A 14,560-nucleotide genomic window follows, 5' to 3' on the forward strand; every position below is an offset into this window, starting at 1 on the left:
AGTTTCTTTCAACAGGCGAATAGGGAAAGGAAGGGGCTGACACATATGCAATTAATCGTTGAGCAGCCAGCGGCGAGCTGGTACAAGCAGCAGTTGGAGCTGAAAAATGGAGAGTCGGTCAGAATATTTGTAAAGCTTGGCGGCTGCAGCACAGTCGTACCTGGCTTGTCACTAGGCGTTAATAAGGAATTGCCAATAAACCCAGGACTTAGTACGACCGTTGAAGGAATTACCTTCTTCATCGAGGAAGCCAATTTGTGGTATCTCGACAATAAAGGACTGCGTATTACGTTCGATGAGCTGCATGAGGAAATTGACATGATTGTGGAATAAAATAAGAGGCAGGGGCCGTTCAGGGCTCCTGCCTTTCTCGTTCATTTAGAGCAGCGTGCGGGAACCATATACTGTTGTATCATATTTTTGGCGGAAGCCTGTTTTATCCATTGTGCGGAGTAGCTATATCCCTTATATTGATAATAATTATCATTAATTGAAAAAGAGGGGTTTTCTCATGTCTACGAAACCAGTCAGAACATTCATTGCCGCCCTACTTCTATTATCCTTGGGATTGCTGGCGGCCTGCGGCTCCACAGGTGGTGCGGAAGCAACCGCGACAGATACACCGACCTCGACAGAGCCAGCAACACGAATCTATAAGGATTTTAGCGGGCATGAAGTGACGATTCCAACTCATCCTCAGAAAATCGTATTGCTTGGCGATATTCCAGGGGATTTGCTGGCACTGGGCATTACACCTGCGGGGAATGATTGGGTGAGTGAGCCTTATATCTATAAAGAGGATTTAGCGGGGGTTGTCGACATTGGCTATCCGCATAATATGGAGAAGGTGCTGGAGCTTGCGCCGGACCTCATTTTGCAGGCCGGGTATGGTGGGCCGGATGATACCGCAATTTTTGATAAAATGTCCAAAATCGCGCCGACGGTCATCTTCAATCGAGATGCGGAAACGTTCGACCGCTTGCGAGAGGTTGCTGACATTGTTAATAAGAAGGAAGAGGCGGAGAAGTGGATTGCCGACTATGAGGTTAAGGCGAAGGCAATGTGGGAGAAAATCGGCTTGAAGCCTGGAGAGTCGGCGACAGTCTATCTAAGCCTAGCTGGTGACTTCTATGTGATGGGCAATTTCAGCTTAACGATGTCGCTTTACCAGCCAGGCGGCTTCAGCCCAAGCGCGAAGGTACAGGAGCTCATCGACAAGAAGGAGGTATTCTCGCTCATTTCCATGGAGGTGCTGCCTGAGTATGCGGGGGACCACGTGTTTTTGCTGAGCTCGCCGGGTACCGATGATGAAGCAGCAGCGAAAAAGCTAGTGGAAGGCCCGCTTTGGAAGTCGATACCTGCTGTCCAAAACAATCATGCTTATACAGCCGATATTAGCTGGAATGCCAGCGATCCCATTACAATGGAACGGTTTCTCAGTGAGCTTCCGAAAATGATGGGCATTAAATAAGTGGCTCCATGAGCGGTAGACAAAATGGCGATCTTGCTTTCATGTTTGGCTATCCGGCCACGAAGCACTGTGACTGCGAGATCGAGGCGGCGCTTATGCTGATGACAGGCAAGCCATATGAATACAGCACAGACAAAGCGATGAAGCAGCTGGCGGATCATTTCGGAGGCAACGTAGAACAAGCCGAGCAGGAGGCTGCGGATACGCTCGTGCTGCTGGCTGGGAAATTTTCGCGTACGTATTGTTCGCTGTATTCCAGCTAACAAGTAGGAAAAAGCATGTTCATCGGCATTCTGCTGCTGGTGAACATGCTTTTTTATTATGCCTAGCTTACGCCTCTGTGCCTAGAAAGCTTTCTACAATGAATTGTAATTGTGCTTCCAAGGAAATCGGGTCGTTATAATAGGAGCCTTCAGCATTTATAAAATAAACCTGGTTCTGCTTCACAGCAGGAAGCCCCTTCCATAAGCTGCTCCCGTAAACGACATCAGGGTTCCCATCATCCCAGCCCCAGTTGCTCGTAAAAATATAGTCTCCGGCATACTCCGGCAGCTGTTCAAGTGATAGGCTTGAGCCAAACTCAGCGCCATCAATAAGAGCCTTCTGTATAATAGCAGGAGCCTTCAGGCCAAGATCACCGTAGATAATCTCTCCGCCTCTGCCGCCTTTATTGCCCCAAGCGTAAATACCCTTCGCATAAGGCTGCAAAATCGAGACGGTTTTATCTCCGACAACTTTGGTAATTTTGGGCTTCACCTCGGCGATTTTCGCATTCCATTCCGCTATCCATGCTTGTGCGATTTGCTCCCTGCCGGTTATTTTGCCGAACTCGGTTAATAGGTCAGAAGGGTTAGCTGCTCCATATTTAAGCCGTACCACTGGAGCAATTTGAGCTAGCTTCTCATATTCGCTTTCTTCCAGAAAATCATAGACAATAATTAAATCTGGGTCGAGGTTCAGAATGGCCTCCATATTAGTGCCATCTCCTATATCTACGATCCCATCAAGCTTGCCTTCGTGATAGGGGTTAACTAATGCTTCCGCCAAAGCCGCGACAGGCTTTAAATCCAGCTTAAGCAAATTTCCGATGGCGCTCCCCGTCAAATCAACGATCCGTTCCGGGCTTGCAGGGATCGTTACCGTTCCTTTACTGTCCGTGTAGGCTTTAGTCGCTGCAGTAGAGCTGCTGGCAGGTGATGGTTCCGCCGATGGTTGGTTTGAGCTTTGCACGGTAGGACTGCTGCTTGTCCCCGGCTGACTTGCGCCTGTGTTTGCTGCGCCAGAGCAGGCGCTTAACAGCAAGGTCATACATAGCAGAAGCGTGGCCACCATGGAATAAGGCCTGTGTATTTTTGACACTGAAAATCCTCCACTTCTCATTGAATGATAATGATACTCGTAATCATTTAAACTATAGCATTGCGTATAGGGAGGGACAATGGCAATTTTAGTACAGAACACGGGCGATTTTGGTATAAGGCTGTTTTGCCGATAGCTCGTTTTATATTCGGATGGCGGCATTCCATAATATTTTTTAAAGCTGCGTCCGAGTGTGTGGGCATCGGGATAACCGACAAGCTCTGCTGTTTCTTGCAGGGAGGCCTCGGTATGCGCCAGTAAGTCGGCTGCTTTTCTCATGCGAATTTTAGTCAAGAGGCGGATAGGGCTCTCGTTCATTTGTTTTTTGAACAGCTTCGTTAAATAGCTTACACTGCAATCGAACAGCTCCGATATCGTTTCCAGCGTAATGGGGTCTCTATAGTTTTCATGCATATATCGCAGCATCTGTGCCATTAAATCCGGACGGGCTGGAGCAATGCCTTGACGCTGCATTTGCCAAAGCAGCTCATGTACAAATTGATAGAGTAAAGTCCGAGCATGCAGCAGATTAATGGGATCAGGCCTCATCCACGCCGTATGCAGCTTTTCCAGCGTTTCCAGCAAAGGCAGGGGATATAAAGGATTAAAGCTGTATTCATATTGAAAAGGGCGGTTCATATGATGCAGCTGCGCTAGCTGGTGAGAAGCAGGCAGCATGAGAACGGCCTTATATAGAACCAGGTAATAGGTAAAGGGCTCCGCTGCTATAATTGATAAGTACGCACTTCGCCCGCCATGGAGAACATGGTAGCGCTTCATAGGATGCTGTGATTGATCGAGCTGTACGTGTGCGCTGCCATCAATGACATAGAGAAAGGCATTAGCTGGCAGGCGATAAGGGGACAGCCGTTCTCCAGCTTCCAGTCGTGTATAGCGGAAATCCATGATTTTCACAGAAGCATGATTCCAAAGCATGATATGATCATCTAGTTTCATTGCAGTGTTTTAATCCTCCTAAGTGGGCCACTTTCTTCTTCTATTATTATATGGATACGTCATTTAAGCGTAAATAAGCAGGCGGAGAATGAGCGGGGAAATTTAAAATGGTGTTGCGGCGGGTTTTATGGTAGTATTTATTCTTATATTGAATGAGGACGTGAGCAGCGCGTGATTAAAATAACGATTCCAACGCCGGATGTAACCATTGAGAAGCAAATTTCTCCTGAGCTGAGCAACATTTATGGTTTTACTGATTTTCACCTGATTCCCCGTGACAAAGGCGGCATCTTCATGTTCTATAACAAGAGCAAGGAGCTGCTGTTTGTTGGCAAAGCAAGAAAGCTGAGACCGCGGATCAAGAAGCATTTTGAGGATTCGGTATCCCCAATGAAGCCGCATCGCGACGAAGTGACGACGATCGAGGTTTGCATTATTGAAGAGCCGGTCGATAGAGAAATCTACGAGACGTATATCGTGAATAAGCTAAGAGCGAAATACAATGTCGATAAGGTGTTTTTTAAGTAATATGAAAAAAAAAGATTGCCCTGCTTATGCCTATTAACTGGCATGAGCGGGGCAATCTTTTTGAACATAGAGCAATTATAGGTTTCACCTTGTTTAATTTTAAATTAAATCAGAGGCTTTAAGCAGACGTTGGATGATAGAGGCGACCTCAGCCCTTGTAATAAAGGCTTTAGGCTCAAGCTGTGCGTCGCTTCTGCCTGATACTATGCCAGCTTGCACGCTGTCAGCGATGCCGCCGAGTGCCCAAGCAGATGCCTTGCCCGCATCCTTGAAAGCCTGTAAGGTCTGCTCTATCGATTGTGCTGGAAGCTGTGATTTAAGGTTCGTCAGCTTCATTGCTTTAGCGATCATAAGCATCGCCTGCTCACGGGTTATGCGGTCATTAGGGCGATACGTCCCATCCTCGAATCCGCCAATCAGCCCATAAGCATGAGCAGTGTTGACAGCTCCGCTGTACCAAGCAGATGTTGGTACATCTGAAAATACCGCAGCTCCGCTTTCCAACTGAAGTCCTAACCCACGCACAAGGATGGCAGCAAACTCAGCACGAGTAATATCGCGTGCCGGGCTGAACAAGCCGTTGCCAGTACCCTCGATTACAAGGCGTGAGCCCATTTCATTAATTGCATCTTTCCCCCAATGCGTTTGGACATCATCAAACGTAATCGGATTCCAAATAACGGAATACAGGCTGTTGGTCAAGCTGTTGATTTTCGCGTAAGCCTTGCCGTCCTTCTCAAAGATGATCGTTGGGACGTGGCGGATCGTGCCGTCAGGCTCAATGACGATTCCAGTTGTAATTTTACTTGTGTCTATTCCATCAGGAAGAGTTAGTGTGCGCTCTACATAAGCATTAAACTTTGCAACATCAACCGATTTTCCTCCATACGCAGCCTGAACGATAAAATCAATTGGAGGAATGGCCAGAGCTAAGCCTTGTTTAGCAGCTGCACTTTGGGCTGCACTCATTTGAGCAGCTGATGGTGCACTAATTTTAATAGTAATTTTAATTTGATTTAAAGATAACGAGCTGCCAAGCTGGGCAGCCAACGCATCGACGTTAATTTGTTCGGCTGGCAAAGTATACATGGCTTGGGGCGTTCGAATATCCAGCGTTATTCCCTTGCTGATCAAGCTCTTGATCAACTCGCCGTCACCTTCAATAATCATCGTATCAGAGGTGCGGTTCACAGAAATACTAGCAATCTGCGTGCCTTGCTGAAGAAGCTGGTTCTCTAGCTTATTTTTGTCCAATGTAACAGTTGTTACGAGCTGTTCGTTTTGCTTGGTGGTAACGACTGTACCAACATCAACGGTCTTGCCGTTAAGCTGCAAATCTAACGCTGTATTGGTTGTAGTTGTAGTATTGCTGCTGCTTGACGACGACGAGTACGGAGTAACGGCAGCTGATGCTTCAGATGAAGCGCTGCTTCCAACTGCATTAATAGCCTTTACCGTAAATGTATAGCTCGTGCCATTGCTGAGGCCCGTAACTGTAATCGGGCTTGTCGTACCGCTTGCGATAATATTGCCCGGAGAAGCCGTCACTACATAGCTCGTAATGGTATTTCCACCATCGTCGGCCGGTGCGTTAAAGCTGACTACCGCCTGACCGTTGCTGGCGACAGCCGTTACATGCGTAGGTGCAGAAGCGACAGCAGGAACCCAGACGATCGTAGAGCCCTCGCTTAGTACGCCATTAATGCTTTGCACGGCATAATATGCACGACCTGGAGAAGGCTCCTCGAACCGATAGATGCCATTGCCTTGATCGACAGGGCTGCTTGAGACGGGACTGCCGTCAATCGTGTAAAGCGTAACCGTTGCCCCTGGATATACATTGCTAATATCGACATAGGTAAGACCAGCATTGGCAATAGGTGTTCTCAGGCTGGCATTGATAAAGCTGGAATTTAAACTTTCCTCTGCTCCTACCGTTTGGGTCACATAATAATAGAGAGAGTTTGGCTCTATATCGTTAAAGGTATAGGTAGAGCCCGTAACGCTTATTGCTGTAGCTTGCAAGGAGCCATTGGTCAAATAAAGCTTTAAGGTTGCGCCTGGTTCGAAGCCGCTTGCCGTAATGCTTTCTTCGCCGCTTGCCGCGGTTGGAGCAGCATAAATATTAGGCTTGACAGTCACGGTGCTGCTAGCAATGCTATCTACGCCATTAATGCTTTGAACGGCATAATACTCGCTTCTAGCTGTCAGTCCATCGAAACGGAATACCCCGCCGCCCTGATCAACGGGTGAACTGGATACGCTGCTGCCGCCTGAGGTATAAAGCGTGATGCTAGCGTTCGGATGAACATTGGTAATGTCCACATAGCCAATACCGGCAGTCGCAACAGGTGTTCTAAGGCTGGCATTAATAAAGCTTGAATTGGTGCTCTCCTCCCCGCCAACCGTTTGGGTCACATAATAGGAGAGCGAGTTTGGCTCTACATCGTTGAACGTATAGGAAGGATCAGTGACGTTCGTCGCTGTAGCCTGTAAGGAGCCATTGGTCAAATAAAGCTTTAAAGTCGCGCCTGGTTCGAAGTCGCTCGCCGTAATAAGTTCTTCGCCACCGACTGCAGTTGGAGCAGTTGGAATATCAGGCTGGACCGTTACGATGCTGGTGGAATCGCTATCTATTCCATTAATGCTTTGCACGGCATAATACTCGCTTCTAGCTGTCAGTCCATTGAAACGGAAAACACCGCCGCCCTGATCAACGGGTGAACTGGACACGCTGCCGCCGCCTGAGGTATAAAGCGTGATGCTAGCGTTCGGATGAACATTAGTAATGTCCACATAGCCAATACCGGCAGTGGCAACAGGTGTTCTAAGGCTGGAATTAATAAAGCTTGAATTGGTGCTCTCCTCCCCGCCAACCGTTTGGGTCACATAATAGGAGAGCGAGTTTGGCTCTACATCGTTGAACGTATAGGAAGGATCAGTGACGTTGGTTGCTGTATCTTGTAAGAAGCCATTGGTCAAATAAAGCTTTAAAGTCGCGCCCGGTTCGAAGCCGCTCGCCGTAATGCTTTCTTCGCCGCTTGCCGCTGCTGGAGCAGCAGGAATATAAGGCAGTACGGTCACGGTGCTTGTAGCAATGCTATCTACGCCATTAATGCTTTGCACGGCATAATACTCGCTTCTAGCTGTCAGTCCATCGAAACGGAATACCCCGCCGCCCTGATCAACGGGGGAGCTGGATACGCTGCCGCCGCTTGAGTTATACAGCGTGACGCTAGCGTTCGGGTGAACATTGGAGATGTCGACATAACCGATGCCTGCGGTGGCAACGGGTGCTCTAAGGCTGGAATTAATAAAGCTTGAATTGGTGCTCTCCTCCCCGCCGACGGTTTGGGTCACATAATAGAGGAGCGAGTTCGGATCTACATTGCTGAAGGTGTAGGTAGAATCGGTAACGCTGGCTGCCGTAGCTTGCCAGGAGCCATTGGTCAAATAAAGCTTTAAAGTCGCACCCGATTCGAAGCCGCTCGCCGTAATGCTTTCTTCGCCGCTTGCCGCTGCTGGAGCAGCAGGAATATAAGGCAGTACGGTCACGGTGCTTGTAGCAACGCTATCTACACCATTAATGCTTTGCACGGCATAATAGTCGCTTCTAGCTGTCAGTCCATCAAAACGGAATACCCCGCCGCCCTGATTAACGGGGGAGCTGGATACGCTGCCGCCGCTTGAGTTATACAGCGTGACGCTAGCGTTCGGGTGAACATTGGAGATGTCGACATAACCGATGCCTGCGGTGGCAACGGGTGCTCTAAGGGTGGAATTGATAAAGCTTGAATTGATGCTCTCCTCCCCGCCAACCGTTTGGGTCACATAATAGTAAAGGGAGTTTGGCTCTACATTGTTGAAGGTATAGGAAGGACCAGTGACGTTCGTCTCTGTAGCTTGATGGATGCCGTTGCTCAAATAAAGCTGGAGTGTAGCTCCAGGGGTGAAATTGCTGACTGTAATGCTTTCTTCCCCGCCTGCAGCGTCAGGAGCATCCGGAGCTGCTGCTAGAGCAATGCCGGCAAAGGATTGGAGCAAAATAAGGCTAATGAGCAGGCTTAGCTGAGCCCGTTTGAAAAGCTGACGTGCGAGCTGGCTTTTTAAATCGTACACGTTTTTCATGGTGTTGGACCACTTCCCTTTTTTGAGGTTGTTTAATATTTATATACGACATTATTTTCGACAAATAATGCTAAAGTCCTGCAAACTCAGCGCGGAAGCGAACACAAAATATGAATTCAGCCGATTTTTTTAGGAATAATTTATGTCTTTCTTGCGATGAAGGTGTTAGGAAGGCTAGAGTTAGCATGATAATTTTTTAACTATCGGTAGTTAGATTATTGACGAATCGTTTTTCTGTCGCTTATAATCATTTCCAACAGAGTGGAATAAAGGAGTTGGGCGGATTGAAGAAAAAAGAGCTTACAACGAATCAAATTATAGAGGCGGCATTTGAGCTTTTTGCCGAGCAGGGGATCGAACGAACGAGCTTAAGCATGATTGCTGGCAAAGTCGGCATTACGAAGCCGTCGATTTATTATCATTTTGCGACGAAGGACGAGCTGGTCAGCCGGACGTATGAATATATTTTTCGAAATCATCAGTTCGGTAAATATTTTCAACAGGAGCCTGTTATGAGCGCAAGCTTTAGAGAAACGTTATATCAGGGCGGATTGCATATGCTCCCGGATGGCAGCAAGGAGCATTTGGCCTCGCTACGAGTGTTAAGTGAGTTTATGATGCTTGCCGAGCGAGATGAGCTGTACCGGGCTCGCCTTACCGATATGCAGCAGGAATTTTTGGATGGATTCCATAACCTGCTGGTGAAAGGCGTAGAGTTAGGGGTGGTCGCCCCCCGAAATGTAGCGTACAAAGCCCATATGCTCGCCTTGGTCATTGATAATTTATCCCGCTGCATGATGATGAAGGTGGTCATGGACTATCAGGGAGTTTGGGGCGAAACGGTCGACAGCATTCTGCTGGACGCGGCCAAAGAGGAGCATAAAATAAGCAAAATAGGGAGGAGTGGCTAAATGAAAATCTTTTTTATAACAGGCACGTCAAGAGGAATTGGGGAAGCATTGGCGGAGCAATTAATGACAGAGGAGCATCATTTATTTTGCCTATCGCGGACGGAAAATGAACAGCTGATCGAGCGGGCTATTCACAGCAAGACGAGTATGACCTATTATCCTTTTGATTTGAATCAGCTGCTGCAAATTGAGCCAATGTTCACGGCGCTGTTCAGCATGATTCCACAGGACATAGAAATAACAGGCTTCTATTTAATTAATAATGCGGGGATGCTGGCTCCAGTGGCACCAATCGAACTAAATTCAGCTCAAAGCATGATTGAAAATGTGAGCATTAATTTGCTGGCTCCAATGATTATGACTGCAAATTTCCTCAAGCATACAAAGGAATATGAAGGGGATAAGCGGATTATGAATATTTCGTCCGGATCTGCCCGTTATTTGCTGCCCTCACAAAGCTGTTACAGCACTTCGAAAGCGGGTGTGGACTCTTTTTCCAAAAGCGTGAGCTTGGAGCAGCTGAATCAGCCGTATCCGGCCAAGGTAGTATCTGTCTATCCGGGGATGATTGATACGGGGATGCAAGCGGAGATACGAGCGACATCTAAGGCAGATTTCCCCTACGTTGATCAATTCATTCAAATGGCAGAAGAGGGCAAGCTGCAAACACCTGAATATACGGCGGCAAAATTAATAGAGCTGCTGTTCAGTGAAGATTTTGGCAGCAGCGTTGTGGTTGAAAATATGTAATCTATGAGAGTGGATTATTATGAATATATAAACGGCGAAAGCTAACCGTTTAATGGCTAGCTTTCTTGTTCATTTTAGAAAACGAAGAGCGAAAGGATTGATCAAACGGATGAATCATTCGTATATCAGGCTACTGCTTTGCTACCATCGCCTTGAGCTCTGACAACAATTGATCCAGTTGGCCGTACTCCTGCACCATCGTATGGATCTTCATATCCTGCGTCTCCATGCTGGCATGAACCTCTTCTACGGAGGCCATATTCTGTTCAGTCGTAGCTGCAATATTGACCATTTCATCGGCCATGCTTGTATAACGCTCATGCAGATCGCCTGCGGAATTGCCTACTGTATCGGAGTGCTGCCTCACGAGCTCCATATTTTCGCCGATGCGATCAATAAGCTGCTGTACTTGACGCGAAACATCCCTGCTGGTGGTAACGGCTGTTTGTCCGTTTGTTACCTGCGCGTGAACAGCGCTGATTTGCGCACGGATACCGGATAAAATCGTCGTAATTTCGTGTGTCGCCGTTCTTGAATGATCGGCGAGCTTGCGCACCTCGTCGGATACGACAGCAAAACCTTTGCCATGCTCACCTGCTCGTGCCGCCTCAATAGCGGCATTTAGCGCTAGCAGATTCGTCTGCTCCGCAATTTCGCCAATCGTTCCTACAATCGAGCTTACGCGGTCATTTTGCTCATTAAGCTGATTCATCATCTCGACGGTATGCGTAATAATTTCTCTAACACGCTCAATCTCGTCTGACAGGGCAGCCATTTGATCCCTGTTCTCCAAGGTCAACGCGGCATTGTCCGTTGAATATTGTCGCAATAATTCCGTTCCATCAAGCAAGCTCTTGACGGATGTGTCTATCAACTGTGTCGTATCGCTAATATTCATAATAGTTCCCGTTTGCGTCTCAATGGCAGCCGACATGGACGAGAAGGTCACCGTCACCTCTTTGGAGATTTCTCCAGTTGAACGAACCGTCGCTTGCTGGCTGCTGCTGAACTCGGTAAGCACAAGAATGGATGATTTCAGCTTGTTCAGCAGTTCCTCCGCCATATCCTTGGAGGCTTCTGCCTCGCGCTGCCTGTCTGTAACCTGCTTTTGCAGCCGCTGGGTAAAGTTGGCCGAGAATGCCAGCGCCCCTGTTGCAAACATTAAATACAAAAACAAATAGGCAAGCGACTCCCCTGGGAAAAGCTTAGGCTGAAGCACAGGGTCCAAAAATAAATAAGTGCTCAGTGCAGCTCCCAGTACGCCTGTGAAAATAATTGGCCGATAATCGGCGTACAAGGTGATGATAGCCAGATTAACATAAACTAAAAAATAGGTGCTTACGATGGGATTCGGGTCGGAAATGATAAGAAAGGAGACAATTATCGTTAAAATGCATGGAACCATATACTTAATGTAGGCTGCAAGGATGCCCCTATAGGTCATAAAAGTGGCTGCCGCACTCATACCGCCGCCAACTAAGGCAAGGAACAGAATGATACTTTTATCCAGACCGATGACAATATCTGTGGCTATTCCTAGAGCGAGCACGCCCCATAGTATTTTTATTAACAAGCGGTTCCGTTTATCAAGCTCCGTCAATGTTCTCTTCATACTAATCCACCTTTTTATAATTTAAACAGCTCAGCTGATTCCTCTCTAGCTCCTGCGTTGCTTATTTGTGTAGTGAACGTCTGCTGCGAATAGGAAAGCCAAGCATATTTTTGTTTATTCGCATAAATTTGCTCCACATTAAAGATCATGGGAACGACATAATCTCCTTTATAAAATACCTTCTCTCCGAGCTTGTCTAACGGCAGCTTGAAAGTTACCCGCAATGCCCGTGAAAATACAGGCTCCAGCAAGGAAACAAAATACTTGATCTGCCGTTCCTCCGCGGTATAAATAAGGGAGGAGAGCAGCTCCGAAATATATTGCTGCCCACGGTATGGCTTTAATAAGGCAATTTTGTCAATTTCCGCGGTTTCTCCCTGTGCGAGTATTAGCTCCGGGTGCTCCTGAAAAAATCCGGTTTCGTTGATCGTGCTTGCAGCACTATAAGGCTTAAGCTCCGCCGTGCCTACATAATGACCCTCCTCGGTGACAACCATAAGTCGCTCTAATGCATGAGCGGAAAACTCAAGATCAAATCCTTTTTCCCTCCAGACGGTAGTCCAAACCCCATTAAACATCGCCAGCTCCAGCTCATTCTCCACTCGCTTAAACATACGTATGCTCTCCTTTGGTTTTTATTTACCAAGTGTTCTATGTATATAATATATTTATCGGGATAATTCACTTAATAATGTACATGCAGGTAAAACATTATTTGCTTTTTATTTAGTAAAAAAGTTCATCTGTTTAGTATCCCATATTTCTTTACATACTGAGGGTTTCAAAATGGAGCAGTCTGCTAAAAAAGAAGAGTAATAGGACTGACGGGCTTGCTGACGTAAGGTTATCCTTTATAATTAAGGGAGCAGGTTCAGCATTCATTTTCGTTTCGAGGTGTTTTTATGGAATGGCAGAATATGATTCAAGTATGGAATCAAAGGCCTGTTCAAGTGCTGGATATTCGCTATATTACGATGAAGCCGGGAGAGAAGCGTTTAGCCTATCGCCTTCCTGCAAATGCTTTTATATATGCCAATCAGGGCAATGCCAGAGTAGTAATGGAGGAGCTGAATGTGCCTTGCGATCATGGCTGTTTGCTGCATGGTGGAAAAGGCTCCAGCCTGAACATATGGTGCGGGGAAGAGTCATTTGACTATTATTTCGTTTTATATAAACCACTTGGTGCGATAGGCAAGCAGGCAAAGCAGGACAATTTTGAACAGCAGGATGTGCTCGGGCAGCGTTATGCCTTTGAGGTGATGCATGCCTTGTCGCTGCTGTCATTGCTGGAGCAGATGTTTCAGCTGTGGGAAAGCAGCGAGGAGCTGGATCGGCTTCAGGTAACGGGAATATTCTATCAATTCGTAGTGGAGCAGTTTCGTCAACTGCAAATGGTGAAAACCGAAGCAGCCGTGCCGGATTTATCGGAGCAAATCGCTGAGTACATTCATGAGTATTTTCCTAAAACGGTAACGATGGAGACGATGGCTGGGAAGTTCCATTACAGCACGCATTATTTGGCAAGGGTGTTCAAACGCAGGTTCGGCTGTAGTCCAATGGAATATTTGATGCAAACGCGGATCAATCGAGCAAAATTTTTGCTTACTGAGACAGATACGCCGCTTCGCAGCCTCGCTGAGAAGGTAGGCTATACCGATATTTATTATTTCAATCGTTTGTTTAAGAAGCTGACAGGAGTAACGCCTACTCAGTTTAAAAAGCTTAATCTTAGCGCAATTGGTTCAATTCGTCCGAAAATCATGCCCGAATCGTACATTGCTCCGCAAGCCGGACAAATCTATATTGATAATAACGAGAATCATTATCAATATAATGCATGGAGAGTGAACGAAATGAAGTGGGGTTTTAAGCCATCTTTTGCCGTAACATTATTATTTAGCTTGTCGCTGCTGCTTGCCGCATGTGGTGGTACAGCCGCAGAGCCTCAGCAGAGTGCTCAAGGCAGCAATGCTCAGCCTAATGCAAGCGCCACGGCTGATGCAGCATCGGAAGCAACGACAAGAATGTATAAGGATGCACTCGGGCGTGAGGTGGAAATGCCATCGAACCCTAGCAAAGTGGTTGTGATCACTTACGGCGGCTATTTGCTGCCGCTTGGCTTAAAGCCAGTTGGTGTGGATCAGTCTGTGCTTGATCTTTATCCAGAGGAGCTTGCAGGTGTCACAAGTATCGGCAAAGGTTTAGGGAACGTCGAGGCGGTTTCAGCGCTTGAGCCGGACTTAATTGTTTTGCCGGAATATTATGATGCTTCAGTCTACACTCAGTTTGAGAAAATTGCGCCGACTATTGCTGTCTCATGGGGCGGAGATCCAGATGTTATCCAAACGCTGCGGGACATGGGCGACATTATGAATCGCAAGCAAGAGGCGGAAGCGTGGATTACTAAATTTGAAGCGAAGCTGCAAAGCGTCCGCGATCAGCTTGAAGTAAAAGTAGCACCTGGCGAAACGGCGATCACCTTCATTCTTTACGAGGGAGAGCTGCTTCTTGGCGGCGAAGGCGGTACGCTTGGCAAATTGATTTATGAGGATTTCGGCTATCAGATGCCAGAGCAGTTTAAACCCTATGCAGATGGTGGAGCTGCACTTTCCATAGAATCGCTAGCTGATCGTCCGGCTGACTATTTCTTTACGCAAATGACCGATAGGGAATTAGTGGAAATGAATAAGCTGTTCCAGGAGCCGCTGTATCAATCAATTCCTGCGATAAAAAATAATCGGATTATTAACGTAAGCCGCGATAAATGGAACTATGGTCCTTATCTGGCGGAGCAAGCGGTTGATGAAATGATTGAAAAAGTAGCGAAGGCGCAAAAATAAACAG

The 14,560-nt window shown here is 47.1% G+C and carries 11 protein-coding genes; 7 read left to right on the plus strand and 4 right to left on the minus strand.

The genetic code is table 11. From position 1 onward, the window contains the following. Positions 1–45 precede the first annotated feature (45 nt). The 3 genes from V5J77_RS03015 to V5J77_RS03025 all read left to right on the plus strand — a co-directional run bounded on the left by V5J77_RS03015 (position 46) and on the right by V5J77_RS03025 (position 1,734). Entirely contained in the window at positions 46–333 is a 288-nt protein-coding gene (locus tag V5J77_RS03015; RefSeq protein ID WP_338554314.1) for a hypothetical protein, read from the plus strand. A gap of 178 nt (positions 334–511) precedes the next feature. Then, the gene (locus tag V5J77_RS03020) at positions 512–1,471 is read left to right on the plus strand and encodes an ABC transporter substrate-binding protein (protein ID WP_338554315.1); all 960 of its coding nucleotides are present in this window, start codon (positions 512–514) and stop codon (positions 1,469–1,471) included. An 8-nt stretch (positions 1,472–1,479) separates the two neighbouring features. After that, positions 1,480–1,734: a hypothetical protein gene (locus V5J77_RS03025; RefSeq protein ID WP_338554316.1), complete on the plus strand. Its 255-nt coding sequence runs from the start codon at positions 1,480–1,482 to the stop codon at positions 1,732–1,734. 67 nt (positions 1,735–1,801) lie between these two features. Here the strand turns inward: V5J77_RS03025 and V5J77_RS03030 are convergent, their stop codons facing one another. Further along, a complete protein-coding gene (locus tag V5J77_RS03030) occupies positions 1,802–3,787 on the minus strand; it encodes an AraC family transcriptional regulator (RefSeq protein ID WP_338554317.1) in 1,986 nt (661 codons plus the stop codon). A 171-nt stretch (positions 3,788–3,958) separates the two neighbouring features. Here V5J77_RS03030 and V5J77_RS03035 point away from each other — a divergent pair, with 171 nt between their 5' ends. Then, positions 3,959–4,315 (plus strand): nucleotide excision repair endonuclease, encoded by a 357-nt coding sequence (locus V5J77_RS03035; RefSeq protein WP_338554318.1) that lies wholly within the window; start codon positions 3,959–3,961, stop codon positions 4,313–4,315. 99 nt (positions 4,316–4,414) lie between these two features. Here V5J77_RS03035 and V5J77_RS03040 read toward each other — a convergent pair whose 3' ends face one another. Next, positions 4,415–8,443, minus strand: coding sequence for an S-layer homology domain-containing protein (locus tag V5J77_RS03040; RefSeq protein ID WP_338554319.1), 4,029 nt, complete (start codon positions 8,441–8,443; stop codon positions 4,415–4,417). 284 nt (positions 8,444–8,727) lie between these two features. Between V5J77_RS03040 and V5J77_RS03045 the strand changes: the two genes are divergently transcribed. Further along, a complete protein-coding gene (locus V5J77_RS03045) occupies positions 8,728–9,354 on the plus strand; it encodes a TetR/AcrR family transcriptional regulator (RefSeq protein WP_338554320.1) in 627 nt (208 codons plus the stop codon). Further along, positions 9,355–10,104 carry a (S)-benzoin forming benzil reductase gene (locus V5J77_RS03050; RefSeq protein ID WP_338554321.1) on the plus strand — a complete coding sequence of 250 codons (750 nt, stop codon included), beginning with the start codon at positions 9,355–9,357 and terminating at the stop codon, positions 10,102–10,104. It begins immediately after the preceding gene. 130 nt (positions 10,105–10,234) lie between these two features. Here the strand turns inward: V5J77_RS03050 and V5J77_RS03055 are convergent, their stop codons facing one another. Together V5J77_RS03055 and V5J77_RS03060 are read right to left on the minus strand one after the other, a co-directional pair. Then, on the minus strand, positions 10,235–11,716 hold the full coding sequence (locus V5J77_RS03055; protein WP_338554322.1) for a methyl-accepting chemotaxis protein: 1,482 nt from the start codon (positions 11,714–11,716) through the stop codon (positions 10,235–10,237). A gap of 14 nt (positions 11,717–11,730) precedes the next feature. Beyond that, positions 11,731–12,330 (minus strand): GNAT family N-acetyltransferase, encoded by a 600-nt coding sequence (locus V5J77_RS03060; RefSeq protein WP_338554323.1) that lies wholly within the window; start codon positions 12,328–12,330, stop codon positions 11,731–11,733. A 288-nt stretch (positions 12,331–12,618) separates the two neighbouring features. Here V5J77_RS03060 and V5J77_RS03065 point away from each other — a divergent pair, with 288 nt between their 5' ends. Then, complete coding sequence (locus tag V5J77_RS03065; RefSeq protein ID WP_338554324.1) at positions 12,619–14,556, plus strand: helix-turn-helix domain-containing protein; 1,938 nt, start codon at positions 12,619–12,621, stop codon at positions 14,554–14,556. Positions 14,557–14,560 lie beyond the last annotated feature (4 nt).

Source organism: Paenibacillus sp. KS-LC4, from assembly GCF_036894955.1.
GTDB lineage: Bacteria > Bacillota > Bacilli > Paenibacillales > Paenibacillaceae > Pristimantibacillus.

Bases quoted from the DNA above. Each gene is read 5' to 3' on its own strand.
- V5J77_RS03065 (WP_338554324.1), top strand. From the start codon at position 12,619: ATGGAATGGCAGAATATGATTCAAGTATGGAATCAAAGGCCTGTTCAA.
- V5J77_RS03020 (WP_338554315.1), top strand. From the start codon at position 512: ATGTCTACGAAACCAGTCAGAACATTCATTGCCGCCCTACTTCTATTA.
- V5J77_RS03025 (WP_338554316.1), top strand. From the start codon at position 1,480: ATGAGCGGTAGACAAAATGGCGATCTTGCTTTCATGTTTGGCTATCCG.
- V5J77_RS03015 (WP_338554314.1), top strand. From the start codon at position 46: ATGCAATTAATCGTTGAGCAGCCAGCGGCGAGCTGGTACAAGCAGCAG.
- V5J77_RS03030 (WP_338554317.1), bottom strand. From the start codon at position 3,787: ATGAAACTAGATGATCATATCATGCTTTGGAATCATGCTTCTGTGAAA.
- V5J77_RS03055 (WP_338554322.1), bottom strand. From the start codon at position 11,716: ATGAAGAGAACATTGACGGAGCTTGATAAACGGAACCGCTTGTTAATA.
- V5J77_RS03060 (WP_338554323.1), bottom strand. From the start codon at position 12,330: ATGTTTAAGCGAGTGGAGAATGAGCTGGAGCTGGCGATGTTTAATGGG.
- V5J77_RS03040 (WP_338554319.1), bottom strand. From the start codon at position 8,443: ATGAAAAACGTGTACGATTTAAAAAGCCAGCTCGCACGTCAGCTTTTC.
- V5J77_RS03050 (WP_338554321.1), top strand. From the start codon at position 9,355: ATGAAAATCTTTTTTATAACAGGCACGTCAAGAGGAATTGGGGAAGCA.